Origin of the sequence: Kluyvera sp. CHPC 1.2972, from assembly GCF_036759925.1 — a bacterium.
Lineage (GTDB): Bacteria > Pseudomonadota > Gammaproteobacteria > Enterobacterales > Enterobacteriaceae > Kluyvera.
Window position 1 is genome coordinate 114163 of the sequence record NZ_JAPKIB010000001.1, and the last position, 25864, is coordinate 140026.

Genomic DNA, 25864 nt, shown 5'->3' on the forward strand with positions numbered 1-25864 from the left:
GATAAACTGCGCGCTCTTTATCTCCTTGTGGTATTCGCCAGTGGCTCAAAACTCAGTCTATTTCCCCGATGAATTCCTTGCGCAGATGCGTGAGGCCATGCCGAAAAATCTCTCTTTTGATGCATTTATTGATGCCTGCCAGCGCCCGCTGCGTCGCAGCATTCGCGTCAATACGCTCAAAATTACCGTGGATGATTTTCTGGCGCTGGTTGCGCCGTACGGCTGGCAGCTAACCCCGGTTCCCTGGTGTGCCGAAGGTTTCTGGATTGAACGTGAAAATGCCGACGAGATCCCACTGGGCAGCGCCGCCGAGCATTTAAGCGGTCTGTTTTATATCCAGGAAGCCAGCTCCATGCTGCCCGTCGCCGCGCTGTTTGCCGATGGCGCAGTACCCACGCGCGTAATGGATGTCGCCGCCGCGCCTGGCTCGAAAACCACGCAGATCGCCGCCCGAATGGAAAACCATGGCATGCTGCTGGCGAACGAGTTTTCCGCCAGCCGCGTCAAGGTGCTGCACGCTAACATCAGCCGCTGCGGAATCGCGAATACCGCCCTGACCCACTTTGACGGCCGCGTATTTGGCGCGGCGCTTCCGGAGTGCTTCGACGCTATTCTGCTGGATGCGCCTTGCTCCGGCGAAGGCGTGGTGCGTAAGGACCCGGACGCGCTAAAAAACTGGTCGCTTGCCAGCAACCAGGAGATTGCCAGTACCCAGCGCGAGCTTATCGACAGCGCGTTCCATGCCCTGCGCCCTGGCGGCACGCTGGTCTACTCCACCTGCACGCTTAACCGCGACGAAAACGAATCGGTGGTCAACTGGCTGCTTGAGCGTTACCCGGAAGCGGTGGAAGTGCTGCCGTTAGGCGACCTTTTCCCAACCGCCGAGCAGGCGCTGACCCCGGAAGGCTATCTGCACGTCTTCCCACAAATTTACGACTGCGAGGGTTTCTTCGTCGCTCGTCTGCATAAAACGGCGGCGATCGACCCGCTGCCTGCACCTGGCTACAAGGTCGGTAAATTCCCGTTTGCGCCGATGAAAACCCGTGAGTCAGCGGCGGTAGTCGATGCGGCTAAGCGCGTGGGTATCGAGTGGGGTGCGTCGCTAACGCTTTGGCAGCGCGACAAAGAGATCTGGCTGTTCCCGGCGGAAATCGAGCCGTTGCTGGGTAAAGTGCGTTTCTCTCGCATCGGCATTAAGCTTGCCGAAACCCACAATAAAGGTTTCCGCTGGCAGCATGAAGCGGTTATCGCGCTGGCAAACACCGAGAAACTGGGGCATGAATTAACCGCTGAGGAAGCGCAGGAGTGGTATCGCGGACGCGACGTCTACCCGGGAAATGCACCGACGCAGGACGACGTGATTGTCACCTTCCAGGGCTTTCCGCTCGGGCAGGCAAAGCGTATTGGCTCTCGTCTGAAAAACAGCTATCCACGAGAACTGGTGCGCGATGGGAAACTTTTTATTAACAGGTCGGAGTAGCGCACAAAAAAAGCGCATTTTTTGATTGGCGAAATGCTCTGCGTTGGCTAGGATGAAATGGTACGACTACTGGTCGTACCACACCGGTCAGCAGATTAACGGAGAGCATTATGAGCAAAACCAGCGTACGCATCGGCGCATTCGAAATTGATGATGCCGTGCTGCACGCCGAACAACACGGCGAGCGAACGTTAAGCATCCCTTGTAAGTCCGATCCCGATTTGTGCATGCAGTTAGATGCCTGGGATGCCGATATCAGCATCCCGGCCCTTCTTGATGGCGAACATTCGGTTCTCTATCGCAAACATTACGATCAACCGTCCGATGCCTGGGTTATGCGGCTTGTCTAACCCAAAAAGAACCCGCCATCAGGCGGGTTATTTATTTTATTTGGCGTGTGGCACCGCTTTGTAGAGCGACGCTTCTCCCCGCGGTCTGGTTTTGAACCGACGATGCACCCACAGATACTGCTCCGGCGCACGTAAAATCTCGCGCTCGATAATCTTGTTCATGTAGCTCGCCGCCGACACTTCATCCCCACAAGGATAATCGGTCATCGCTTCACTAATGTGCAGCGTGTAGCCCTTCACACCAGGTTTACGCACCATCGTCACGGTCAGCATCGCCGCTCCGGAGAGACGCGACAGCACGTTGGTACCGTTGGTGGTGGCCGCTTCGCTCACCGAGAAGAACGGGGCAAATACGCTCCCTTTCGGGCCGTAATCCTGATCAGGTGCAAACCACACCGCTTCACCCGCTTTCAGCGCCTGGACCAGACCACGCAGGTTACGACGATCGATCATCGCTTTATTCGAACGCAGACGACCTGTGGTTTGTACCCACTCCATCAGCGGGTCGTTGTGCGGACGATAGGTTGCCATCATCGGACGGCACAGGCCCATCGCGCGGCCGCCTAATTCCAGCGACATAAAGTGCACGCCAACCACCATCACCCCACGCTGCTCTTTCAGCGCGTGCATCAGGTTGGCATAGCCTTCAACATCAAACCATTTGCGCACACGCGCATCACTCCAGAACCAGGCCATACCGGTTTCGATAAGCCCCATGCCCAGAGACATAAAGTTTTGTTCAATCAGTTTTTCGCGCTCGGCGGCATCCATGTGCGGGAAACAAAGCTCAATGTTGCGCGTAGCAATTTGCTCACGGCGTTTCAAAAAACGACGCGACGCTTTACCAACAGAGGTGCCGAGCAGATGCAGAAGCGGATAAGGGAGCTGGACCACCAGCCATAATAGAGCAAGCGCAAACCACTTCAGCCCATTGCGGGGATGAAGTAAACGAACATCAAAATTCTGGAACATCATTTCTTCCGGGTAACGTGGAGCACTGCACAAGGTAACGCATAAGGAAAAAAACGAGTCCGTTCATCAGTCTTTAAGCGGTACGTATGAGTGTTTGACAGTACTGCGTTCGACAAATTCACTGCCCGGACGTTTATTTACAAAACGGCAGAAAACAGAGATGTGATGCGGCGTGGCAGGCTGTGGCTTAACTCGCCGCAAGCATGCGCTTTTTCTTCAAAAAAAAATAGCGATTTTTATTCACGAGTTGAAATAAATATTCGAATAGTGAGCATAAATATAATTAGCGTGATGGGCATAATGACGAACAAAATGATTCTGCGGCAATTTTCCTTCTTTCTCGCACCAGCCTCACATTTTTACAGAAAATTTTTTTTGCTAAATGACACAAAAATACTTGGATGCGGCCGCGAATCTGTTTACATTGGTTTAACAAGCACGCGAGCAGCACATCGTGTTTGCCCTGCGGAAGGGAAACTGCAGATAAAAAGAGACCGAAAACGATTCCTGTTTACCCGCCAATGCAACAAACCCAAGTTAAAACAACAACTTACAACTAAAAACCACCCGAAAAACACTTACCATTCCTGCTCATTCTGCTCATTAAATATCAGACTGTTACCGTTAAGTTCGGGATCGTGACGAGGAAAGTTCGTGCGTGCTACCCGGCAGATCAGCAAAACGAAATCTGATCTCCGCCTCACCGGTTTTGAGTTGTTTTGCGCTAATTTTTTGCCCCATGGGTGCAACATCACGCAGAAGGCACTGGCGGCCACTCAATATCCGACGCCACATCCAGTTCGAGAGCATTCGACTCCTCACGGACAACTACCAGACAATCGCCTTTCCTTAGTCTTTTTTCAGTGCCTTTATCTCATCTTTCAACGCATCAACTTCTTTCCGCAGCGCCTTAGCGTAACCCAACAGGTCCATAACGATTGGGTTAACATCCACGCTCGGACGGTCGCGGTACTTCGCCCCATCATTAATTCATTCGAACATCTTCGGCGTCTCCCACCAATTCTGCTTTATTGTCACCAGACATCATCTCTTTTTCGGCCTTTTCCTTTGCGATGTTGTACTTGCTATCCTGCGGCATCTCCACACGCAACGATACGAATACTCCAGTGGGAATGTCGCGAGGGCTGCCGTCAGAATAGCCGTCTACAATATTCCGCGCGAATACCGGCGCGGTGCTGTGCTCGCGGTGATACGTGCGCAAGACGATATCTCCGGTGCTTTCTACGTCGTAATTCACCCAGATTTGCGGCTGCCCGTTAATGTCTTTTGGTACTTCAATGCCACCGGCCATACCGCCCCATGCTAAATCTGAATTAAGCCCCAGACAGCCAGAAACAAGGTAAACACCCTCCGCTTCACGCACAACAGTAACGCCCTCTGATTCTTCGTTGGTTTCAGAGTTGCCGCTGCCGAAAATCTTAACAATGGGCGATGCTTTTTTGATGAATCCGTTTGCGTCCACTGTTGTATTTTTATCGCTCAGCAACGCAGCCCAGCCTCTAAAAGCGGCGCCCCCGAATTGATTGCGGACGTGCACATCACACACCGCCTCATTGCTAAACATTAGCTGAGTGCAGTATCCCTCGTTACCGCCATATCGCAGAGCCAGTAAATGACCCCATCCATATGCTTTGCTAGTACTAAAAGCTTTTGTAGGCCAGTCCGTGACGTTCGCCACGCCCGCCGTAGTTACATTATTTGTGTAAGACTCCCCCGCAGACCCAGGCCGCCCAACATAGTCTGTTAGTGCTGTTGCGGTGGTTGGTATAACTGCACCATTATTAATGAAAGTTTTGAGGTTTACAGCGGCGGCGGTTGCATCTGCCGCACCTGTACCTCCCCTGTTCATGGGTAGCGGGAGGAATACTTTTGCGGTGATGTCGTAAGCCCCCCAATCTGAATTGGTGACAATTATCTTTTTTGTCCCATCAGGTGATTTAACATTTGTTTCCGTTGATGTTTGCTCAACGCGTTCTAACTGTAAGTTAGTACGTGCCGCCGGTGCATCCTTTCCCCCAGTCCCGCCCTGGGCGACAGATAGCGCTGTAGTCAATCCGCTGAGGCTGGTGATATCCTTGTTCGCCCCTTTCTTCGCCAGCGATTGCTGGCCAGGAACCGTGACGGCAACACCGTTAATCGTGATGGTGACATCTGCACTGCCATTCATCACATCAGCAAACCCGCTGATATTTTTCTGGTAAAGCGTGAACGTCTCCGCAATATCCTGCGCCAGACCATCAACACTCAGGCTGTCACTGAGCAGGATAGCGAACTTCGTACCGGCGGCGAGCGCGGGGCTGGCAGCTGGCGTGACGGAAAGGCTGGTTGCGCTACCAACTGCGGTAATCTGAAATACCTGGACGGGGTTGCTCATTGCAATAACGGTACAACCAACACGAATCAGTGAACCCGATGCCGTGAAGTTGGTACCAGTGCCAGTGAGCGTGCTGCCGCTGATAGCGATAGTGCCTGTTGTGTAAATCATATTTTCTCCGGGCAATAAAAAGCCCATCTGGATAGATGGGCTGTTGTTGTTAGCTAAATGCCCCAGCATTCGCGCGGGACGCGGTGACTATCAAATCACCGAATACAATAGAGTCGCCGACTAAGTTCTGGCGTAGACAACGAAGCGTTATCGTCCTTCTGTTTTTATCTGCCGGGATCGTAACCGAATGGGTTATAAACCCGGTAACTACCCCAGCAGCCGCCCCCGAAGTTCCCGCCCCCGCCTCGAATTGATACGCGACTTTACTACCGTTTATCGTGAGCTCGAGGATGATCGATGCCTGCGCAGAAGTGTTCGCCGGTCGACCCGCGCACATATACTGCGCGGTAATCACCATCTCATAACCTGAGTTTGTATAATAAACCGAACGCGTGTTATCCCCATTTTGCGACCATGTATTAGCGTATGACCTTTGCGCAACCACGTCGCCGATGAAACTTGTGGCTTCAACCGTCCCTTTAAATGATCCGCTAGTGGCGTTTACTTTCCCGGTAAACTCGCCGTCAGTGGCATACACCTTGCCGCGAACAGTAACGCTATTCAGCTCTGCGTTGCCGCTTTTTGGTAAATTCCAGCCAGTTCCTTTTTCCCCCGATACAAAACCATCAGATTTCAGCGAGTCAGTAATTTTCCCGAACTCAATGCTGGCATTTCGGAAAAAGGCATCATTGAAGAATGCCTGTCCGCCCTGAATAACGAATGGCAAAGTTACAGTGCCACCTGCCTGCGTCATCACAGCAAATTGGTCTGCCACGAACAGTACCTGCGACTGCATTCCAGACGGCGTGTTCTCAACGCCAATCCCCATGCCAGCGACGTACTGTCGCCCATTGGAGTCAACAGCGACCTTGATGCTGTACATCGCATTAAGATCACCATTTACGTTCGCAATCGCCTCCGCATTTGTGGTAATGGCAGAAGTGTGCCCGTTCACAGTTGCAGTGATGGCATTTATCTGGGTAGCCGTTGCCTGCTGGTAGGTCGATACTGTCTGGCTCAGGCTATTGATTGACGCCTTGTTATTGTTGACGTCAGTTTGAACCGTCAGGATGGCTTGAGCCGTAGCCTCCCTGTCGTTTGCTGCGGCGTTATCAAGGCGATTAATACTGGCATTACTGTCACGATACTGCGCGCTAAGAGTCATCCGCTGGTTAACTTGCGCCAGCGTACTGGTGATCAGCGCAATGGCCGTGTTCTGGATGCCCCCCTTAATGGTACCGACCTGTCCGCTCTGGTCCGCGAGTTGTGCTGACACCTCATCGAATCTTGAAGCCGTAGCGGAATCAAGCGTTGTAACAACCTGATCCAGTGATGAGATATCCGCCGCGTTCTGCCCTGACTTCCTGTCAGCCTCATCAGCCTTATCAGCTGCAGCTTGTGTGGCGGCCGATAACTTATTTACGGCCTGCGCACGGGCTTCGCTTTCCGTGACGACGGCCTGGCGAACTTCGGTAATATCCGCAGCATTTTTCGCAGTGCCATCGGCGTTCTCACCAACCCTGACTTCGAGACGGGAGACATCCGAGACACGCGCCTCCGTTTCAGTAGCAACAGCCTGGCGAATATCCGTGATGCCTGCACTGTTCTCGCTTGTCTTCGCCTCCAGACGGGTAACATCACTCACGCGTGCATCCGTTTCGGTTGCGATGGCCTGGGTGGTGCGCTCGATCCCCGCTTTATTGTCGCCATACTGCACGCTCATACGCTGGGACAGACTGGTCTGCGCCAGCGTGTTGGTGATCAGCGCGATGGAGGTGTTCTGAATGCTGCCCTCCGCACGGTCCGTTCTGGCTGTCAACTCCTCAAACCGCGAGGCAGTGGACGAGTCAAGACTGGTGACAGCCTGCGTAAGGCGCTGCACGCCAGCGGCGTTATCGCCGGTTTTGGCCGTCAGCTCATCTACTTCCTGCGCACGAGCATCCGTCTCCGTCGCTATCGCCTGGCGGACTTCGGTGATATCAGCAGCGTTTTTCGCGGTGCCGTCGGCATTCTCGCCAACCCTGACTTCGAGCCGGGAGACATCCGAAACGCGCGCTTCGGTCTCGGTGGTAATAACCTCCCTGAGTTGTTCGAATTTCGCAGAGTTGCTTCCGTTCTGTGCAGATTGTCGGGTAACAACATCAGCAATGGAAAGGGAGTTATGAATGATTGACTCGGCGGTCTGCCTGGTGGCTGCCGCAGCTGCCGCAATGCTGTCTGACTGGCTCAGGATGTCTCCGGCCATCGTTTCAGCGTCTGCGATCAGCTTATCCGTTGTCGTCTTGTTGGCTTTTACAGCCTCAGCAAGGTCATCGGCATTGTCTTTGACGGCCTGAACCAACCCGGCAACGGTCTCATTGTTGTCGATCGCGTTCTCAACCAAATCTTTGAACAGATCGGTTTCTTTAATCTGCTCAAATACAGCATCCGTAATATCAGACACATCAGTGCTGGACTGTCCGCGAACCCAATTGATATACCCCGATTCATTACCCGTTCGGTCTACCAGTTGAGCGCGATACCAGAAAATTTGCCCAGCCTTCAGCCCCATCTGCTGGTAACGTTTCTGCGGATATGGCACGTCGGCCAGCAGAATGGCATCGCCATCACTACCGGTCAGGCTGTACTGAATTTCAGTTTTCAGCGTATCGTCAGTGTTAGCCGGAAAGTCCCAGTTAAGCTCAATACCAAGCACAACATCATCGGACGCAGTAAAGCCCACCGGCTTCGGCGGGTTCCCTACTTTCCCGGTCAACGTCACCTCTTTCGAATAACCCCATCCTGACGAGATTTCGGCGGCGTTTATCGCACGAACGCGCACCAGGTACCGGCCAGCATAGATGGATTCAACCTCGAAACTGGTCGTCGAGCTGCGCGGCACGTTTACCCAGTTGCCGTCGTCGCGGCGCCATTGCGCCTCATAGGCGATAGCGTTATCAACGACGGACCAGGTAGCGCGCAGCGTTGCAACACTGATGCCCTGCTGTACAACGGAATAGCTATCAATGGCAATGTCATCAGGCGCTGACTGGTTGCCAGGCGGAATGACACTGACAGGCCGCTGGTCAATGATGGCGCCATTGTCGATACGGGCATACTTATCCGGGTCATGGGCCGCGCCGGTGATGGTAAACGTACCGTCGTTATTATCGGCAACGCTGACGACACGGTATTGCTGGGCATAGAGCTCATCCGATTCGACAACCCACACGCATTCCGGCTCCGGCGTTTCGCTGAATACCGTTGTAACGGTAATCTTGTTGCCGTTTTTCGCCTGAATCGTTCGGCTCTGCGCCGCACCAGATGGCAGGTTGATAATCAAACGGTCGCCAGCAGCGGCGTCGGCCGCTCGGTCCAGTTCGATAACCCGACCATTCACCGAACGAATACGGCCGCCGGTCACCTTCCCGGAAAGCAACTCATCTGCGACCGCAATAATGTAGCCAGGTTGCGGAATATTGCCGTCCAGGCCGACGGAGAACGTAACCACCCGGTCTTTGTTATTGGTGAGGATCCCCCAGCGCCCTTTGCGGTTCGCTTCTGATTGCCGGGTGCAGCCAATAGCGGTCACTTCCAGCTGATTGAAGCCATAGCGCGCCACAAGCTGCTGCTCAAACACGGGCTCCATAGCATCAGCGTAAGCGTTATCTGGATCAGACCAGGAAACCAGTGCGTTTGTATAGCGCGTTTTAGTGGTGCTGCTGGCGTAAGTGAACTGGCCGTCGATGACGTTCGCCCGCGTGTAGGAAAAATCGATGTCACGTGGCATATCTGCCAGCGCCACAATCTGATCGCCGCCCCAGTAAGTCATACCACGGAAAATCGCGGCAAAGTCACGCAGCACGGTGTAAGCGTCGTTCCGGTCCTGAACGTACACGTTACAGGTATAGCGCGGCTCCGTCCCGTTACCCCCCTTCCCGTCCGGTACCAGCTGGTCACAATACTGGGCCACTTCATACAGCGACCATTTATCGATATTGGCTGCTGTCAGACGATTACCCAGCCCGAACCGATCGCTGAGCACAAGGTCGTAAAAAATCCATGCTGGGTTATCTGTCCATGCCCATTTAAACGCCCCGGTCCAGGTGCCGAGATAGCTTCTGGTTGCCGGGTCGTAGTTGTCCGGCACACGGATCACCCGCATTTTCGGCTCACAGGAGATCTGCGGAATAGAGCCGTTAAACTGACTCGAATCAAATTCGATGTAGAGCAGCGCGGTATTTGGATAACGCAGCTTCGCATCAATCACTTCCGTGTAGCTTTGCAGCGTCATCGTGTCGCCGACTTTGGCGCTGTTTGCATCAGCCGTGAGCTTGCGCAGGCGCAGTGTCCAGGTGCTGCCAGCCTGAGGCAAATCGATGCGATGACTGCGCTCATAGCCAGTGGTTGTTTTACCTGATACCCGAGTACTCAGAACCGTTTTCCATGTGCCGCCGTCAGTCTGCAGGTCAATGGCATAGTTGATGGTGTACCCCACCAGGTCGCCGTTATCCTGCTGCTTATACAGCGAGGGCCACTTAATGCGCAGGCGAACAGCAGAAAGCAATGTGTTCGTAAAAGTACGGGTCCAGGCGGTAGCGCTGGATATCTCGACCCCCATATTAATTTCGTTTTCCGAGCCCGGGATCCCCTGAATGTATTTTTGAGCCTGCGTGCCTGACCGAAATTCCCAGACAACGCCACTAAAGTTTTTCGATCCATCAGCGTTCTCCAGCGGCGTTCCATCGAGATAGATATCTTTCCCGGTTAAACCACCAGCAAACTCCCCCTCGCCTAAGGCAATAAGGAGTTTCGCTTTTGCGACAGACTGGAGATCATCTGGTTGTTCTGTTGGTGTCCGGCTTTTCGAACCGCCACCCTTCTGCCCAGTGATTTTTCTCGGCGCCATACTTCACCCATAAAAAAACCACCCGCAGGTGGTTGTTAGAAAAGAAAGTTATTACTGTTTGTCTTCGACATAGATGCCCGCAGAAATAATCGCTCCACCAATTCTGCGTCGTCCATATCCCAGAGGAACAGGGTTACCTTGGGCTGTCGTGTTGGTCACGCCGCCAAAGGCGTAGGAAGCCCGATTATCGGCATCCTGTTTACTGGCGAGCCCAGCAGGTTGTGGAGAGAGCATCTGGACAATCCCTCCTAAAGCCATTGATGCGCCAGCTGCAAACATAATATTGCTGGCTGCAATGCCAAGACCTGGCACCCATATTGAAGCGGCTACAAGGACAACCCCCAGAATGGTTTGTAACAACCCTGCTTTCTTGCTTCCAATAATTACAGGCACTATTCTGATTACATCCTCTGTTATTTGAAAGCCAAAGTCATCGAGTCCAATATTTTTGCTTCCTCTATAAACGGCATAGGTTAAACCACGGGCTTTACTCGTATTTAAAAACTGTTCAAATCCCTTTATGGTATGCCGCAATGCTCTAATAGCCTCTGATGTATTAGCGACAATGCGCATGTGTTCTTTACCGAAATTCTTTCTTAGAACACCAAACAGTTCAATTTTAATTAATGAGCCATTCATTTTAAGCACCTAAATAAAAGGCCACACAAGGTGGCCTTTTATTCTATCTGTTAGTGAATTATTGGCATTGTTTTACACTGTCACTGTAAAAAGAGGATGTCAGTGCAGCCACTCGCTCATAGAGGACATAGCTACTGCCATTTTCTATTTTCGTAACATCAAGAACCACGTCATAACCCCCCATCGGCTGGGGAACTTGAATGCTTGTACCGCCATTAATAGGAAGCGACGTAATATGCCCGCCACTCCCTGACCATTTTGATGAAACACAAGTCGAAAATGCTTCAACCGATTTTGATGTAACGCCTTGCATTACAGGGGGAGTAGATCTCACATAATCTAATGATTTACACCCTACAAGACCAAACGCAATTATTACCACCAGAATCTTTTTCATATCCTGATCTCCTTTTGATTTCAAAGAAGATTAGCACAGTGTTCTATAACGAAGAATCTTCATCGTCCGCTCTTGCCAATACCCCCCATACGGAACGCGTTGGCTCAAATGTCCGTACAGGTGGTGCAGCAGCATATTACCCTCCAGCAGGATTCCCGCGTGGTTCCACTTATCAGCCTGGACCTGCATAATCACCATATCGCCTGGTTTCGGTGGCCCGTCGAATTCACGGAATCCGCATTCATACCAGCAATCCTGATAGAAGTTGTCCGGATAATCGTTTTCCCACCATGGATAATCAACACGGTAATCATGGAGCTCGATACCATGCGTTTGCCGGAAATAACTCATTACCAGCCCCCAGCAATCGAAATGCCCGAGCACAAATGGTCGTTCCAAAAGCGGTAACTCGCCGCGCGGCTGAATGGTGCGGATATCCCCTTCCGGCCAGCTGGCGATATGCCAGGGCAGCAGGGTTGCGTCACACTGCGCCTTATCCAGTTCGCTCGGCTGCGTTGTGGCGTCCGGGTGACTGTGTACGATAGCGACAACCGTCCCCAGATCTTCGGCACTGGCGTAGTCCTCCGGCGACAGGTGAAAATGTTCGGTCGGGTCCGTGGACAGATTGCGGCAGGGAATGTAACGCTGCACCCGGCTTTTCTGCACCACCACGCCGCAGCACTCACGCGGGTATTCGGCGGCGGCGTGCGCCATGATGGCATCGATAATTTTCTGGCGCATATCAGCTCCTGATTAGGGATGTGCCCGGGAAACCACCGAACGGTAGCTCGTTGCTTTCACCATGCCGAAGTTTGCACGCCGTCAGCGTACCGGGACACTCATCACGCGAGGGGTCATTGACCGGATTATTATGCTTGTCGAAATAGCGCGTCCCGGAGTAGTCGCAACCATCGCCAGAACGGTATTTATTACGGATGCACCAGGTACAAAGCGAATGCAGCTGGCGGGTTGGGATCATCAGCCCCTGCAAATCCATCGGGCTGGAGAGTTTAAAAGCCACCACTTCATGCGTTTCGCTATCCTTTGCATCGATATAAAATACCTTCAGCTTTTCCTGCTGCGGATCCGCCGCCGGGTTTCCCTCCGGGTAGTTTTTCGCATCCAGATACTGCGCCAGCGTGTCGTGGATAGTGACCTTTGCCTGCAGCAGGTCATCGTAAGCCAGACAGAGTGCCGTAATAGAGCTATCGAGGTTAGCGACCGACAGCGTTGGTTGCACGCTGGTTCCATCGGTAGCTGCCTCAATCCCTTCGATCTCGCAGGGCCAGGCTTTATATTCCAGCCCCTGCCACCAGATAGATTTTGCGGGTAGCTTGTCCTCATCCCCGCCGGCAGCGGCAATTTCCTCCGGCGTATGCGCAATATTATGCGCATGAAAACGGAGTACATCACTGACACCAAACCCGGTGCCATCGACATCAAAAAGCCGGACGACGTTGCCCGGCTCGAGTTTCTGATAATCACTGTTTAAGCTCATGGTGCAAACGCCTGTTCAAACGTGGCTGAAACGGTCTCCACTGTTTTACTTTTAGTGACACGCTGCAGGCTATCAGCCTCCACTCGCCACAATGCAAGGTCACCTCCCGGCGGCGTAAACGAAAATGACTTCGTCTTGTGGCGCCGCAGGAAAGCATAGATATCCCTGACGGTTCCAGGTTCGCCAGTGAATGAAAACTCATAGCCGAGAATTTCATCATTGAGCCCAGAGCCGGTCACCTGCTTATAACCATCACCAAACTGCGCCGCGCGGACGCTATCTTTGCTCTTCAGCGTTGGTTGGCTGGATGCTTTGATCCGCCATCCGAAATGTTCAATCGCCATCGCTTACCTCTGTTTATTGGCATTCCAGATCATGCCACCCGGCTGTAAGGCCTTCGCAATTCCTGCGCGGATGGAGCTATCAATCACCTGCTGATAGGCTTTCCCAAGTGCGTCACCACTACCTTTTTGCTGACCAGAATCACCCTGACCCGTTGTGACGGAAACCGGCGCGTAAACGCTGACACCAAACGGAGAAGCGATACCACCACTACTGCCGCCAACCAGGCCGCCAGTGGCGTAACCGCGCATCATGCGGTACAGATTGCCGACACCGATCCGGCTCGTCGCTTCCTGGGTAAACACAAACTCCCCGCGGTGAACCACACCCGCAGGCTCATACTTACCACCAGAACCGGTGTATCCACCGGTGGCATAGCCGAGCCAGGATGTTGCTGAGTCGACAAGTCCAACCATGGCCTGTTTCATCAGGATTTGCGTCAGCATCGACAATGTCGAGCGGGTAAAGTCCGCCCAGTTAGCTTTGCCTGTCGTCAGCATATCCGCCATGTTCTGACTGATACCGTTGAACGTAGCGGAAGCTGCGGACTTCATGGAGCCATATGCATCAGCAGCTGAATCGGCATAGTCAGCCCACGCTGATTTTGCGCCAGCCTTCCAGTCACCGCGCAGCTCATCCTGGGCGGCGTAGTAATTCTTCAGCGCCGAAAGTTCATTCTGATAGCCCTGATCAGCATCTGTACCACCGGCATTCATCCATCCCTGCCGCAGCTGCGCCTCTTCATTCTGCCGTTGCGCACCTCGGCTGCTCATACTGCCGCCAGCCACAAGCGCTTTGGTTTTCTCACCAATCTGGGTAACGTACTTCTGCGAGCTATCCTGCAGCCGGTTAAGTCGCTCCTGGGCAACAATCTGATCGCCAAGACGGGCATTCACCTCCGCCCGCGCCAGCACCTCATCTTTGTTCGCCAGCACCGATTTTTCATCAACGGTCAGCGCGCGCTTTTTCGCTGCTTCTTCCAGCACCGAAAAACGGGATTGCTGTTTCCATAATTCCTGCCGCTGCTGGCTGATGGTATCTGTGATGCTTTTATGCTCCTGCAATGTTCGCAGTTGAGCTTCAAGCTCCAGTGTCTGCGCGCTGGCAGTATCGACATTTTTCACCCCGGCCGGCGTTTTCACCGCTGCCGGTTTTTTCAGGGAGTCGTCATATTCCTTCTTCGCGGCAGCCATCAAAATGTTGTAATCAGCCTGGAGGATACGTCCGTCTTTGATGGCCTGATTATATTCTTTCTGTTTTGCCGTAAATTTATCCAAAGCTGATTCAGTCTTTGAATAAGCGGCCTGCGCCTGTGCGGCATACTTCTGGCGATCCGCTTCAATACCTGCCTGCCTGGTGGCGTTGTCTTCAGTGGTTTTTGCCACACCAGCCTGCTGCTGCGCCATTTCCAGCGCCAGCCGCGCCGACTCCCGGTCGTTCCAGTAGCGGGCGCGCGCATCATCATTCACATAGCGGTCGCCTTTGCGGAGGTTCCAGATTTCATCCGCCCGCTTAAATGCGGCCTCGGCTTTAGCAACAATCTCCTGAGTAGTGTCAGGGCGTCCGATATCAAGCGCCGCATCCCACATCGATTTAAAGGCACGCTTCAGGCTATCTGCAGCGGACTCAATCGACCCCATATTGTCGCGCAAACTTTTTGTCTGCTCCCGAAAACCATTGGTGGCAGCCTCGTTCGCCGCCTGCAGCGCCCCGGCTTCATCCCCCGAACGCTGTAGTTGCGCCACATACGAAATTTGTTCCGCCGTGACGTTGTGGAATTGCTGCGCCATGGCTATCAGGCCAGAGGTCGGATCGTTCGTCAGTTTCCCGAACGCCGCCGCCACCTTATCGATCGGCACACCGGATGCATCGGTGAATTTCGCCACCGTCTGGCTCATATCATCAAACCGGGCACCAGCGCGCACACCAGCGTTAACCAGCTCGGTCAGCGCACTGCTGGTCTGGTTAAACGTCAGCCCCGCTTGCTCCCCGGATTTCGCCAGTACCAGCATGCGATTTGAGGTTAGCCCCGCCGTATTCCCGGACAACACCAGTGTTTTATTGAAGCTGGACAACGTAGCCGAGCCCTGATACCAGGCATAAACCATTGCCCCGGTAGCGGTTGCCAGCGCACCAACCCCCACCATAACCGGCGATATTGAGCCCAGCAGCGCGCGGAAGGTCGGAATAATGCCGCCGAACGAGTCTTTCACCTGACCGCCCTGCTGCAGCAGAATGAGCCATGGGCTCTGACCACCGGCCAACTGGGTGGCAATATCCGTAAACTGCGCGGGCAGCATACGCATCGCGGCGTTGTACTGCCCCACAGAAATACCGGCCTTTTTCGCCGCGCTCTCCTGCCGGGTAAACGACTGCTGCACCTTCAGCGCGGAATCATTCGCCGCGTCGCCAGTCTGCTTAAACTGCCGTTTAACGTATTCCATCTGCTCGTTAAATTTTGACGAGTTAACGTCAAGGTTAACGACCAGATCACCCACTGCCGTCTGGGCCATAGCGAACGCCTCCTGAAATGCCCTCGGCCTTTGTCATCAGCGCCGCATCACCAGGTTCATCGTCGGTGATGTCCTCCACTGAAGGTGAAAGCAGGCTGAAACTGGCAGGGGTTGATGTGGTTTTTGGGTCAAATGCGGTGATTACGGTGTACAGCAGGGAGGAGAAATGTGCGTCCAGCTGTGCATCATTGAAAAAATTGTCCTGGTAGAACGTCCGCCAGTCGGCGTATTCCGTTGACGACATACCAGCAAGCATGGCGCGCCAGTCAGGGCGACGAAATTCACGCGCCAGTTTCAGGACGAATGTCAGCTCACTGGCGAGGACTTTTCCAGGCTGACAGGCTCGGTTGCAGCATCATCCTGCAGAGCATCCGTTTCCGACGGAGGCACCATGCCGGACAGTTTCTTCACGCAATACTCCGCTGCGGAAATAATCTCCAGAGGCCAGGACATCATCACTTCCGCCTGAATCTGCTCAACATCTTCCTTCAGCGTCTTATTGGCCCCTTTCAGGGAATGCTCATGCCATAACGACATGGCCACCAGCAGCGCGCCAGATTTAATCGTCATATTCAACGCGGCCTGCATATCTGCATCGCTGATACTTTCCAGCGACTTCAGATATTCAAGATGCTCTATTCGCTGCAGCGCCGACAATTCATAAAGCGTGACGGTAACGCCGTTGCGAGTGAACGGCTCAGTTTTTAAAAACATGGTGATACTCCAGGAAGCGGGGCCGGAGCCCCGGTTTATCAGGAAACCGTCACTCGGCAAATGGCAGCGAACTGGCCATCATTGGTCATCACAATGATATCGGCAGAGCCAGCAGCAATACCGGTGACGGTCAGAACATTACCGGCCACCGTGACCCTGGCAACAGCAGCATTAGAGGTCGCAGCACGGAACGTTTTATCGCTCGCGCTGGCCGGTGCTACCGTGACGTTCAATAGGGTGGTAGCACCGGTAGCCACGGTGGCAGTCGCTTTATCAATGCTGACGCCCGTTACCGCAATCACCGTCGTCGCACTTTCTTCTGCCAGCCCTGGCTTCCCGTTGTTGCTGATTTTGACCGAACGCGTGATGGTGTCTTTTGCGGTCACCGTTTTGCCAAGACTGCTTACCCAGCCGCGGAACACATCAACGGCACCATTCGGGTATTTGATTTTGTAAGCCAGTACGGTACCGTCTTCGAACCAGCGAACCAAATCCTGCTGGCCGCTTTCTGCTGGCTTCCAGGCCAGAGTAAAGCTGGCTTCACCCGCCGATTTCTGCCCCTGGGATGTCGATGTCCAGTCGGCATTATCATCGTCCAGATACGTATCATCGTTTGATTCCGCGGTCAGTTCACCCGGCTGCAGGTCTTTAACCTTCGCCAGCCGGGTCCAGTCAACATCCGAGAGCGGGTTCGCTAACGGGTTACCCGATCCGGAATAAATCCAGAGCGTGGTGGTGGCACCCTTTACCGGCGCCAGTGGGTTTGGTGTAGTCATTACGTCCTCACATTTCGTAAGTAATGGAATATTTCAAATCAGCCGAACTCCAAAGCCCAATATCGTCATCGCGCTGGTAGTCATAACCTTGTTGCACTATGCGGGTGATAAGACCGTCAAGCCCTGGCACATTGCTCAGCACAGGATAAATTCGGGACTCCATCCAGTTATCTAGATCTGAATCTGGCACCTGCGCCGGTAAAAAGATTTCGATATGCAGCGTGGCCTGCCAGGTATCCGCATCAAGCTCTTCGCCGGTATATTCGGCATCCGTCAGATAGATAGCGATAGCCGGAAAGTCGCCCTCCTCGAGGACTGCCGGACGCCCGTCAAAATAGAGAGCCTCTTCACCAATGCTGTTCTCCAGCGCATTGATGATGGCCCTTCGAATATCACTGTGTTTCATTGTTTTAGAATCAGCCTGAGTTGGTTTTTAAGGGATGCCCGCAGTTCTTTGGGCATATCCGATTCAATGAGCTTTGGCAGCTCATCTTTAAATGCGGTCGTCAGGGGGGCCGCCAGGGGAATGCTGACCACCTCTATCGGGTAGCGGGGTTTGGATGTCCGCCGCATGACGTGCCAGCGGCCATTTTTCAGTTTCTGAATAAACCCCCCCGTGAATCGAAAAGGACCAATTCGCAATTCGCTATTGGCCCCTTTTTTATCCCGTTTTCGACGGGATAATCGCACGCTGGCGGTTCCCAGTTTTATCGCCGGCAGATTGCCCCGGTTAACCCGGATGAGCGCTCTTGGCTTTTTCGTCGTGGCACGCTTTATCCTGGCGCGTTGCTTCACCAGTTTTCGGGGAACCCGGGTTTCTTTCGACACCACCGCAACGCTTCGGCTAACAGCCCGGGTGGCCACACGGTTGACCGCTTGCGCCGCGGCACGAGGAACCGCCGTGTTGCTGATGCTGTTCAGGTTCTCTATTGCCTGTTCAAGCCCTTTTATCGACATCACATCTCCTTAACGGCGACGGGTTGATGCGGGAGGAGCCCCCGTCCCTAGCCAGATATGGCAGGATCCGCAATCATCCGGGCCAATACGATCAACCCAGAAAAGCTTGCCGTTAATATCCAGCGTATCCAGCCGCGACAATTGCCCAATCGTTGCTGATTTCACAAACAATGACGGGCTGGTCCCCTCAACACGAACACCAGGTGTCGCGTAACCGATATTTTCCGGATCATCGAAAACACCACTCAACGTGGCGCCAGAAATCGCACCGGACGTTACCGTTGCCGAAGTCCCCATAACCCGCCGAATAGTGTCATCGGCCTGTGTTATTGCAGCATCAAAAAGGTTATTGAAATCAGCCACACCGCCCCCGTTAGTGCTCGCGGACCAGTCCCAGCGCGACCAGGCTGTCCACATCCGCTTCTGTCACACGGATCACGGTCCCCGCCTCCACAATAGAGACCGGTTCATCGCGGGTCGCGTGCAGCGCCTCAATGTGCAGCGTGGCCAGCGTTTCGACGGTAACCAGCGCGTCATCAGTGCTGCCGGCTAACGCAGTATTCGCTGGCGCCACAGGCTCTACGGTGCCATGTGATGTACCACCGTCACTCACACCACCATTTTCAACGCCATTGCTATCCGTGCCGCCATCCAGTTCTTCCTCCAGCTCTGCAATGCGCATTGAGAGTTCCTGAATAGTGCCACCGGTATTCACTTCGCGACCGAGTTGCACGCCAAGCTCATTAAGGCGGGCGATTAACTTTTCTTTTTCTGTCATGAGAACAGCTCCGAAACAGGGCCCCGAAGGGCCACAGAATGGAAATCAGGCGAGTTTGACTGACACAAACGCATCCGGATCGGCCAGCAGCATCAGCGGTGCGGACTGGATCATGGTGAACTCGCGCGCAGGGTCACCGGTCTGCACCCAGTTTTTCGGGTAACGCGCAGAGGCATTAATACCTTCACGCTGGGCATCCACATCCTGAATGCAGCCGTAAGTGCGTAGCCCACGCGCCTGGGTATTACCCAGCACCATGCTCAAGTCCGGCAGGTAGTTCTTTTTGGTGTCGTCTTCAATGTACTGCCCGGAGTAGACGACAATGGCCACATCGCCATACATCCCCTTATAGGAGACGGCTTCACCCAGATCCTTCAGCGCCGTTTCCAGTTCAGAGTTAGAACCACGACGGGTATCGAGCTTCTCTTTTACCGCCTTGAACGAACGGAACAATGCCCAGCCTTTCGGATCAAAGACGATGATATTGACCACACCGCTGGCGTTCAGCGCGTAGGCTTCGATATCGTCTGTCGGGTCATAGGTTTCTTTGTCGCGACCGCTCCATGCCGCGGCACCGGCCTGAATGATGTTGTTCCCGGAGCTGCGCCCCATATCGACCTCAACCGGTTCAAACGCATCACCGGTCATGGTGTATTTACCGTTGAGGACGGCAGCAACGGCCTGCTTCTCCTCCACCTGGGCAATCGCCAGTTCTTCATCCTTCATGTTCTGCAGGATAATGCGGCGACGGCGATAGGCCGGATCAGCCAGGTTTTGTGGATCTTCATCCGGCAGGCGTCGCAGCGTCATCTGCGGGTTGACCTCATGCTTCGGCTTGACGTAGCCCGGCGTAAACTCAGACGTCGCACCGCCGCGGGAACGGATGACTTTGCCGGAAACAACAGGCGAAACGTACAGTGCCATGTTGACCATGCCCGGGATCTGCGACAGATATACCTTCTCAGTGCTGAAGGGATAGCTTTCACGGAAGAAGATGCGCAGGAAAAGCGGATCGAACTTGAACTTCTTCTCATTGACCGCCAGCAGTTGGGCTGTAGTGTAAATTGACATAGATTTTTCCCGTAAAAAAAGCCGCGATAGCGGCTTCTATGAATGATGGTTGCAGTTCAGAAAAGGTGTCAGACGATGCTGATGGCGGTACCCGTAAATGCGTTGCGCTTGATGTGTTCATCCGTCACAGTCGCTGGCCAGAGCACATCTTCAATACGGAAAGAACCGGACTTATAGAATGCCAGCTCGGTGTTGCTCTGGTCGGCAGTCACCGCCAGAACGCCGCAAGCGGCCCCCGCATGCTGACCATCCCATACGGTCAGCTTGCCGGAAGTAGCATCCAGCATCAGCGGCGTCATCGCCGGCACCGATTTCGTCAGTTCACCTGGAGCATAAGCGGTATGCGCCGGATCACTGTTCCCAAGTGGCTGAAGGTGCGTAAATTGTTCAGTGTTAGACATGTTGACCTCTTAAACAGGCGTATTTAATAAATCGTCACCCGCATCAGCAGATGAACTCCCTGCCGCTACGGTGCCGGGTGCGGTTTCCATCAGACGATCCAGCGCGGTATCCGTGCGTGCCTGAGCACTCTGAGGCGCGGCGGCAAGAATGCGCTGTGCACTTTCCACCGTCATGCCGGGCGTTTCAGCCAGTGCGCGCGCCTGTGATTCGCGCCCTTTTGCCTCTTCACAGTTCAGGATCCCCATAATGCGACCATTTTCAGCAGCGACAGCCGCCGCGACCTGGCTGCTGACATCAACAGATGCGGTGGTTACAGGGTCAACGACCACAGCGGGTGCGCCAGCGGTGGCCACGGGCTGGTTAGCAGCAGCGGTTGCTGCTGGTTGAGTGGTATCTGCGGATGCAGTAGTACCTTTCATGCTTCCTCCTCGGGAAATCATCGTTCGTTTGTTAATTGCATCGCGCATAACGTTCAGCGCATCCATGTTGTTGACCAGCTGTTCCGCCAGTCCGTTGTCTACTGATTCCTGGCCTGAAAAAACAGCCGCTTCAGTGTCCAGAACGGCCTGGACCGACATGCCGGTGTAACCCGCCACCTTCTCAGCGAACATCTGCCGGGTCGCGTCAATACGCGCCTGAAAATCTGCGCGTACCTCTTTGGGTAATTTCTCGTAGGGGTTTCCGTCCACCTTGTGCTCGCCGCTGTAAATGAGCGTGACTTCAACGCCGCTGGTTTTCAGGGCTGCACCGTAATTGCTATGGGCCATCATGACCCCGATAGATCCCGTTCTGGCCGTCTGCGTCACAAGCCGGCGCGAGGCAGCACTGGCAATCAGCTGACCTGCGCTGCAGTTCATATCGTTTGCCAGCGCCCAGATGGGTTTGATATCGCGCATACGGGCAATAATGTCCGCACAATCAAAAGCCCCCGCCACCATTCCGCCTGGGGTGTCCATATCCAGAAGGATGCCGTCAACACCCGGATCGCTGATGGCCTGCTGAAGACGGGCGATAATGCCGTTGTAACCCGTCATCCCCGAATATGGCTGGAGTGCACGGGTTTTACTGACCAGGGTCCCGGATACCGGCAGCACTGCGATCCCGTTAGTGACCTGATAGCTTCGTGCCGGTTTTGGCTCCATATCCTCATCATCGCCAAAGAGCACCAGCGGTTCAGCCATCTGCTCTGCACCAAGGGTCACGCCAGATACAGTGTCGGTCAGACGGGTAATGCCAAGCTGGCCAGCAAGCGCGCAAAAGAAAACCCGCGCATAGGCGGGTTCAAGTAATAGCGGCTCATTGAAAGCCATACTGGCAATGTGCGGGAGATTACGCAGCTCGGGCGTCATCGTTCCCCTCCTCATTTGATTTTTTCAGTCCAGACTCAAAGGCAGAAGCCGCCCAGGCTGGAGGTTTAAGGCCTGCCGCACGACGCTCCATCGTTTCACGTACCTGCTGCGAAAATATTTCCTGATAGTCGTCTCCGCGCTTGGCGCATTCCTTCTCATAAGTGCTCAGGCCTGCCTCAATGAGCATGACAGCCTCCTGCACTTCCTTCAGCCCATCTATCGCCATACGGCCTGAACCTATCCAGTTGGCGTTGCCCCAGGCTGTTCTCGCTTCCTGAAAACTGAATCGTGCTCTGGATGGCAACGTCACCACCCTGCGGACAATGGCCTCCTCCAGCCAGCACACAAACATCTGACAAGCCTGCCGGGATGCTACGAACTTGCGGCGGCCCATAAAAAACGCCCAGGACTCGTTAGCGCTGGCGCGTGCAGTGGAGTAGCTCATCTGCGAATAGTTGCGCGAGAGTTGCTCATAAGACACACCCAGACCGGCAGAGATATAACGCAGCAGTGATTGCTCGAAGGTCGAAAAACCGTTGTCCGTATCCTGCGCTGACTGAAGATTCAGGGAGTCACCCGGCATCAGGTGAGGAACCTTCGCACCACCAAGGCGAACCGGCGCCGCGGTATAATACGAGGCCATTTCACCCAGCCAGCCCGTCATCTTGCTCTGCTGGTCTTTACTGTCAGAGCCGAGAATAAAGTCCATCGCAGTTTGCGTATCCAGCTCACTTTCTATCGTGGCCGCATACATCGCCTTAACGATAGCGCTCTGGAGCTGCGTATTTTGCAGCGTATCGAGCATTTTCATTTGCTCCATGACGCTGTAAAACACGTTGGCGCCGCGAGTCTGTCCATCCTCCAGCGGTTCAAATACATGGATAAAGGACGGCCGCCCGCCGGGCAGCTCTCGCGGAATGTAGGACCATTTCTGTGCCATCCATCCCGGATATCCGTCTTCGCTGACGTAATAGCCCAACGCAGCACCGCCGTCGTTTGTTCTGACACCAGCCCGACAGTTTCGCGTGTCTCCGGCATTATTAGGGTTGCTGATGCGTTTCGGACTCACCATTTTGAACTGCGTGCGGAAGAGCCGCGTGGAATCACTGTCCCAGGTGGGCTGGACACACAGCTCACCGTTAAATGCATGAGAAGCAACACCTTCACGGATCATCATCGTAAACGTCCGCTTGCGCTCAGCATCAATCCCGCAAAAATCATCTTCAGCATACTCATACCAGGCCGCCTCCACCTCCCTGGCAAATGCCCGGCTTTCTTCTTCTTTGATACCGAGATAACGCCAGCTCGGGCAGTAACTCAAACGGAAGAAGGAGCCAACAATGTGGTCCTGATGCAGCTGCACGGCGTTTGCTGCATAACCGTTATTTCTAACCAGATCATCAGCACGCGCATTACCCCGGGAGAAGTGAGGCAATAACGCAGCATCCGCGCTTTCGCTCGGTGGGTTCCAGGCGCGTAACTGGCCGCCAAAGCCACCAGCGCCACCGTGATAACCGGCGTAGTCCCGTAAGGCGGTTTTACCGTCCGGCCCTAACAAAGCAGGTGTTTTCATGCGTAAAATCCTGCCGGTCCCCGGCGTCGTTGAGTGATGCCAATCTGTGATTCAAGCTCGGCAATGTATTTTTTCAGGTCGGTTACTGAGGTAGCGGTGAACTCAACCCGCCGGCCGTCCTTTTGCACCGTCGCCACCCGCTGTCCCATCATGAGATCATGCAACGCAGCGCGAGCGGCATCCAGATCGGTCTGTGTCGCCATTATTCGTCTCCAGATAATGCCCGGGCATAATCCGCCAGGGTCTTGTTATGGGTTCGTCCCCCTTCTTCCTCGAGCAGACTGACCAGAAGAGAATCAAGATTTAACTGCCATCGCGAAACACTGATCCGAAGCGCGGCCAGCGCATAAACGAAGCAGTCCAGCGCCTCGTTTCGTCGCTTTTTGCTGTCCCAGAGGATCTTCTTCTTACCGTCTACCCATTTTTCGACCTGTTCCTCAGCGGTGAGCTGCTGTGCTTCAGCCAGATCGTAAATGTCGGGGTTATTAGGGAAATGCACGGCACCAGCGAGAGGCTCATCACCTTCTGGCTGCAAAGTGAAGCGGTTGTAAATCTGCTCTTTCGCCGTGTCCGTCCCAACTTCCGTAAGATACACACCGTTCTTATTCCGTTTGCGTGGCATGCTGGCAACAGGTTTGCCATAAACAGAGGCCCCTTTGATGGGGATAAGGCGAAACAGGCCGTGCTTTTTCGAGCGGTTATATACAATGGTTGGATCGATGCCGCCGATATCCCAGCAAATACGGGATATCGACATTTCAACGCCATTTTTTCGGGTGTAAGCCCTGTTTATGGCCTCATCAACCCTGATGAGAGTGGCTTCATCATCATGTCGTCCCATGATGATCTGCCGGTCAATCAACCAGCTTTCTTCACCCGGCCCCCATCCCCAGACACGCATCTCATAGCGGTCAAGCTGTGAGTCAATGCCCGCGGTCAGGTAGGCCACCCGGTCAGGTACTGATGCTGAAAAGTGTTCCTTCCTTTCCGCCATCACGTCCGCATCCGGGCGTTCGCCAATCTTCGGCTCCCATGTCTCACCCAGCGTGGTATTCACGAAGGTTTTACGCTTACCGGTATCCCCTTTCGTTTTGATCCAGTCTTTGACTATCTGCACCCAGGTGGTAAATGGGCTGTATGCCGTCCAGATGTGGAAAGTGACGCTGTCTGGCGGTTCAATGTCGGTACCAGAGGATGCAAACCAGTTCAGGCCATCGCGTGTCCAGATCCCCGTCTCATCGCAGATGTAGCGCGCAAGGGTAAAATCCAGCTCCTGCTGCTTAATGACGCAGGCGTTATGCTCGCAGAGGTAAAAAACGCTGGCCGGTTCGCCAGGCATCCACTTAAACCCGAATGGCGTTTCCTTGTCGCCAAACTTCAGATATTGCTCTTCCCCACAATGAGGGCAGGCAACATGAAAACGCATAAAATGCCCGGACTCACTCGCGGCACGCTCAATCTGACAGGTTCCTTTTAGCTTTGGCGTGGAGCCACGGATCGACTTAGGCCAGACAGAGCCCTCAATACGTTTATCACCGAGGAAGGTGGGCGAGCCCTCTTTCTCAATATCTTCATCAAATGCCGCCAGTTCATCGTAGCCGGCAACATCAACCGATTTCTCACGGTAGTTTTTCGCCGCCTTACCGCCCAGACACCAGAAGCCGCGACCGTTGGAAAAGCGCTTCATGCTGAGCGTATTGTCGCGGTTCTTTTTGCCGTACCACGGCGCGAGCGACAAAAGCGAGGGGATATCACGGATTGTGGGCTCAACATGAGACTTCATGAAGTTCTCAGCATCACCATCGGTTGGCAACCAGATCAGCGAATTGCGCTGCTTGTGTTCGATGAAGTACGCGTACACACCGAGCAGCATTTTCGAGTAGCCAACGCGGGCGGATTTAACGACATTCACCTCGCGGATATAGTCGTTGCCCATCGCATTCATAATGGCTACCTGGAAGGGAAGCGTAACCCAGCGCCCTTCCTGATACGCTGACTCTTTAGGGAGATAATAATGCGCATCAGCCCATTCAACAGCGGTCAGCGGTTCAGGCCGAAATAGCGAACGGAGCCCTGCCAGAGCAGAGTACCGCAGCCCCTTAATCTGACTGTTCGATATATTCACTCAGCAACTCCGGTATTATTTCATCCAGCGCAGCTGCCTTGTTCATGGCTTTAATGATGTCCTTCTTGAGGAAATCAATGTGCCGGTTTTCCAGCTCGGGGAAACGCCGCTGAACTGATAGAGGAACGCCATCGAGGATACTGGCTATTTCGCCGGCCACCCGCGATAACACAAACGTGCAGAACGCGGTTTCCACTACCTCAGCAGTGTCTTTTGCATTTTTCAATTCCTGCGCGTCGGCCTGCCCCCTGATGAGTCGGTGACGCTCATAATCAATGGTGCCGGGTTGAAGATCCGACTCCGAAGCAATCCGCAGATCTTCGACTTCTTTCCGCAACTTCTCATTTTCAATTGCAGCATCACGGGCGGAATACCACTCAATAACCGCCGCAGAATCATAGAGCACCTCATTACCTTTACCGCCACCACGGGCAACTGGCATCCCCTGATCCTGCCAGTTCTGAATGGTGCGAACACTGACGCCGAAAATCTCAGAGAGGCGTTTTTTGTTTACCTCCATGGCTCACTCCATGC

General features: G+C 53.9%; 25 protein-coding genes. 2 read left to right on the top strand and 23 right to left on the bottom strand.

The window, feature by feature from the left end; translation table 11 throughout:
• Positions 1-40 precede the first annotated feature (40 nt).
• Together rsmF and V6944_RS00570 are read left to right on the top strand one after the other, a co-directional pair.
• Entirely contained in the window at positions 41-1480 is a 1440-nt protein-coding gene (gene rsmF, locus V6944_RS00565) for a 16S rRNA (cytosine(1407)-C(5))-methyltransferase RsmF (protein ID WP_333497494.1), read from the top strand.
• A gap of 110 nt (positions 1481-1590) precedes the next feature.
• Positions 1591-1830, top strand: coding sequence for a YebV family protein (locus V6944_RS00570; protein ID WP_035891671.1), 240 nt, complete (start codon positions 1591-1593; stop codon positions 1828-1830).
• Positions 1831-1866: 36 nt separating this feature from the next.
• On the opposite strand, the gene lpxP is transcribed toward V6944_RS00570, so the two are convergent.
• From lpxP to V6944_RS00685, 23 genes are all read right to left on the bottom strand, one after another.
• Positions 1867-2802, bottom strand: coding sequence for a kdo(2)-lipid IV(A) palmitoleoyltransferase (lpxP, locus tag V6944_RS00575; protein ID WP_333497901.1), 936 nt, complete (start codon positions 2800-2802; stop codon positions 1867-1869).
• A gap of 985 nt (positions 2803-3787) precedes the next feature.
• The gene (locus V6944_RS00580; protein ID WP_333497495.1) at positions 3788-5377 is read right to left on the bottom strand and encodes a phage tail fiber protein; all 1590 of its coding nucleotides are present in this window, start codon (positions 5375-5377) and stop codon (positions 3788-3790) included.
• The gene (gene gpJ / locus V6944_RS00585; RefSeq protein WP_333497496.1) at positions 5358-10196 is read right to left on the bottom strand and encodes a TipJ family phage tail tip protein; all 4839 of its coding nucleotides are present in this window, start codon (positions 10194-10196) and stop codon (positions 5358-5360) included. Before gpJ ends, V6944_RS00580 begins: the two co-directional genes overlap by 20 nt.
• Positions 10197-10247: 51 nt before the next feature.
• Positions 10248-10835, bottom strand: coding sequence for a tail assembly protein (locus V6944_RS00590; RefSeq protein ID WP_333497497.1), 588 nt, complete (start codon positions 10833-10835; stop codon positions 10248-10250).
• A 58-nt stretch (positions 10836-10893) separates the two neighbouring features.
• Entirely contained in the window at positions 10894-11232 is a 339-nt protein-coding gene (locus V6944_RS00595; protein ID WP_333497498.1) for a hypothetical protein, read from the bottom strand.
• A 30-nt stretch (positions 11233-11262) separates the two neighbouring features.
• Entirely contained in the window at positions 11263-11973 is a 711-nt protein-coding gene (locus tag V6944_RS00600; RefSeq protein ID WP_333497499.1) for a C40 family peptidase, read from the bottom strand.
• A gap of 1 nt (position 11974) precedes the next feature.
• Positions 11975-12730 (bottom strand): phage minor tail protein L, encoded by a 756-nt coding sequence (locus V6944_RS00605; RefSeq protein ID WP_333497500.1) that lies wholly within the window; start codon positions 12728-12730, stop codon positions 11975-11977.
• Entirely contained in the window at positions 12727-13074 is a 348-nt protein-coding gene (locus V6944_RS00610) for a phage tail protein (protein ID WP_333497501.1), read from the bottom strand. The genes V6944_RS00605 and V6944_RS00610 overlap by 4 nt, the downstream gene beginning before the upstream one ends.
• Positions 13075-13077: 3 nt before the next feature.
• Positions 13078-15585, bottom strand: a complete 2508-nt coding sequence (locus V6944_RS00615; RefSeq protein ID WP_333497502.1) for a phage tail tape measure protein — start codon at positions 15583-15585, stop codon at positions 13078-13080.
• Positions 15563-15841 (bottom strand): phage tail assembly protein T, encoded by a 279-nt coding sequence (locus V6944_RS00620; protein WP_333497503.1) that lies wholly within the window; start codon positions 15839-15841, stop codon positions 15563-15565. The genes V6944_RS00615 and V6944_RS00620 overlap by 23 nt, the downstream gene beginning before the upstream one ends.
• 50 nt (positions 15842-15891) lie before the next feature.
• Positions 15892-16299 carry a phage tail assembly chaperone G gene (gene gpG / locus V6944_RS00625; RefSeq protein ID WP_333497504.1) on the bottom strand — a complete coding sequence of 136 codons (408 nt, stop codon included), beginning with the start codon at positions 16297-16299 and terminating at the stop codon, positions 15892-15894.
• A gap of 38 nt (positions 16300-16337) precedes the next feature.
• Positions 16338-17075, bottom strand: a complete 738-nt coding sequence (locus V6944_RS00630) for a phage tail protein (protein ID WP_333497505.1) — start codon at positions 17073-17075, stop codon at positions 16338-16340.
• A gap of 7 nt (positions 17076-17082) precedes the next feature.
• Positions 17083-17481 carry a phage minor tail U family protein gene (locus tag V6944_RS00635; protein WP_333497506.1) on the bottom strand — a complete coding sequence of 133 codons (399 nt, stop codon included), beginning with the start codon at positions 17479-17481 and terminating at the stop codon, positions 17083-17085.
• Positions 17478-18032, bottom strand: coding sequence for a phage tail protein (locus V6944_RS00640; protein ID WP_333497507.1), 555 nt, complete (start codon positions 18030-18032; stop codon positions 17478-17480). The genes V6944_RS00635 and V6944_RS00640 overlap by 4 nt, the downstream gene beginning before the upstream one ends.
• A gap of 9 nt (positions 18033-18041) precedes the next feature.
• On the bottom strand, positions 18042-18395 hold the full coding sequence (locus V6944_RS00645) for a head-tail joining protein (RefSeq protein WP_333497508.1): 354 nt from the start codon (positions 18393-18395) through the stop codon (positions 18042-18044).
• 10 nt (positions 18396-18405) lie between these two features.
• Positions 18406-18810, bottom strand: a complete 405-nt coding sequence (gene gpFI / locus V6944_RS00650) for a DNA-packaging protein FI (RefSeq protein WP_333497509.1) — start codon at positions 18808-18810, stop codon at positions 18406-18408.
• Between the two features lie 45 nt (positions 18811-18855).
• Positions 18856-19881: a major capsid protein gene (locus tag V6944_RS00655; protein ID WP_333497510.1), complete on the bottom strand. Its 1026-nt coding sequence runs from the start codon at positions 19879-19881 to the stop codon at positions 18856-18858.
• Between the two features lie 68 nt (positions 19882-19949).
• On the bottom strand, positions 19950-20282 hold the full coding sequence (locus V6944_RS00660; RefSeq protein ID WP_333497511.1) for a head decoration protein: 333 nt from the start codon (positions 20280-20282) through the stop codon (positions 19950-19952).
• A gap of 9 nt (positions 20283-20291) precedes the next feature.
• On the bottom strand, positions 20292-21632 hold the full coding sequence (locus V6944_RS00665; protein ID WP_333497512.1) for a S49 family peptidase: 1341 nt from the start codon (positions 21630-21632) through the stop codon (positions 20292-20294).
• A complete protein-coding gene (locus tag V6944_RS00670; RefSeq protein ID WP_333497513.1) occupies positions 21613-23205 on the bottom strand; it encodes a phage portal protein in 1593 nt (530 codons plus the stop codon). Before V6944_RS00670 ends, V6944_RS00665 begins: the two co-directional genes overlap by 20 nt.
• Positions 23202-23408 carry a phage head-tail joining protein gene (locus V6944_RS00675; protein ID WP_333497514.1) on the bottom strand — a complete coding sequence of 69 codons (207 nt, stop codon included), beginning with the start codon at positions 23406-23408 and terminating at the stop codon, positions 23202-23204. The genes V6944_RS00670 and V6944_RS00675 overlap by 4 nt, the downstream gene beginning before the upstream one ends.
• Complete coding sequence (locus V6944_RS00680) at positions 23408-25330, bottom strand: phage terminase large subunit family protein (RefSeq protein WP_333497515.1); 1923 nt, start codon at positions 25328-25330, stop codon at positions 23408-23410. The genes V6944_RS00675 and V6944_RS00680 overlap by 1 nt, the downstream gene beginning before the upstream one ends.
• Positions 25305-25850: a terminase small subunit gene (locus tag V6944_RS00685; RefSeq protein WP_333497516.1), complete on the bottom strand. Its 546-nt coding sequence runs from the start codon at positions 25848-25850 to the stop codon at positions 25305-25307. Before V6944_RS00685 ends, V6944_RS00680 begins: the two co-directional genes overlap by 26 nt.
• Between the last annotated feature and the right edge of the window lie 14 nt (positions 25851-25864).

Coding starts and splice junctions, on each gene's coding strand:
- V6944_RS00635 (WP_333497506.1), bottom strand. CDS start 17,481: ATGAAACACAGTGATATTCGAAGGGCCATCATCAATGCGCTGGAGAAC.
- V6944_RS00660 (WP_333497511.1), bottom strand. CDS start 20,282: ATGTCTAACACTGAACAATTTACGCACCTTCAGCCACTTGGGAACAGT.
- V6944_RS00610 (WP_333497501.1), bottom strand. CDS start 13,074: ATGGCGATTGAACATTTCGGATGGCGGATCAAAGCATCCAGCCAACCA.
- V6944_RS00670 (WP_333497513.1), bottom strand. CDS start 23,205: ATGAAAACACCTGCTTTGTTAGGGCCGGACGGTAAAACCGCCTTACGG.
- V6944_RS00655 (WP_333497510.1), bottom strand. CDS start 19,881: ATGTCAATTTACACTACAGCCCAACTGCTGGCGGTCAATGAGAAGAAG.
- V6944_RS00640 (WP_333497507.1), bottom strand. CDS start 18,032: ATGTCGATAAAAGGGCTTGAACAGGCAATAGAGAACCTGAACAGCATC.
- V6944_RS00685 (WP_333497516.1), bottom strand. CDS start 25,850: ATGGAGGTAAACAAAAAACGCCTCTCTGAGATTTTCGGCGTCAGTGTT.
- V6944_RS00630 (WP_333497505.1), bottom strand. CDS start 17,075: ATGACTACACCAAACCCACTGGCGCCGGTAAAGGGTGCCACCACCACG.
- lpxP (WP_333497901.1), bottom strand. CDS start 2,802: ATGTTCCAGAATTTTGATGTTCGTTTACTTCATCCCCGCAATGGGCTG.
- V6944_RS00665 (WP_333497512.1), bottom strand. CDS start 21,632: ATGACGCCCGAGCTGCGTAATCTCCCGCACATTGCCAGTATGGCTTTC.
- V6944_RS00620 (WP_333497503.1), bottom strand. CDS start 15,841: ATGCTTGCTGGTATGTCGTCAACGGAATACGCCGACTGGCGGACGTTC.
- V6944_RS00595 (WP_333497498.1), bottom strand. CDS start 11,232: ATGAAAAAGATTCTGGTGGTAATAATTGCGTTTGGTCTTGTAGGGTGT.
- V6944_RS00570 (WP_035891671.1), top strand. CDS start 1,591: ATGAGCAAAACCAGCGTACGCATCGGCGCATTCGAAATTGATGATGCC.
- V6944_RS00675 (WP_333497514.1), bottom strand. CDS start 23,408: ATGGCGACACAGACCGATCTGGATGCCGCTCGCGCTGCGTTGCATGAT.
- V6944_RS00600 (WP_333497499.1), bottom strand. CDS start 11,973: ATGCGCCAGAAAATTATCGATGCCATCATGGCGCACGCCGCCGCCGAA.
- gpG (WP_333497504.1), bottom strand. CDS start 16,299: ATGTTTTTAAAAACTGAGCCGTTCACTCGCAACGGCGTTACCGTCACG.
- V6944_RS00580 (WP_333497495.1), bottom strand. CDS start 5,377: ATGCTGGGGCATTTAGCTAACAACAACAGCCCATCTATCCAGATGGGC.
- gpFI (WP_333497509.1), bottom strand. CDS start 18,810: ATGACAGAAAAAGAAAAGTTAATCGCCCGCCTTAATGAGCTTGGCGTG.
- gpJ (WP_333497496.1), bottom strand. CDS start 10,196: ATGGCGCCGAGAAAAATCACTGGGCAGAAGGGTGGCGGTTCGAAAAGC.
- V6944_RS00615 (WP_333497502.1), bottom strand. CDS start 15,585: ATGGCCCAGACGGCAGTGGGTGATCTGGTCGTTAACCTTGACGTTAAC.
- V6944_RS00605 (WP_333497500.1), bottom strand. CDS start 12,730: ATGAGCTTAAACAGTGATTATCAGAAACTCGAGCCGGGCAACGTCGTC.
- V6944_RS00590 (WP_333497497.1), bottom strand. CDS start 10,835: ATGAATGGCTCATTAATTAAAATTGAACTGTTTGGTGTTCTAAGAAAG.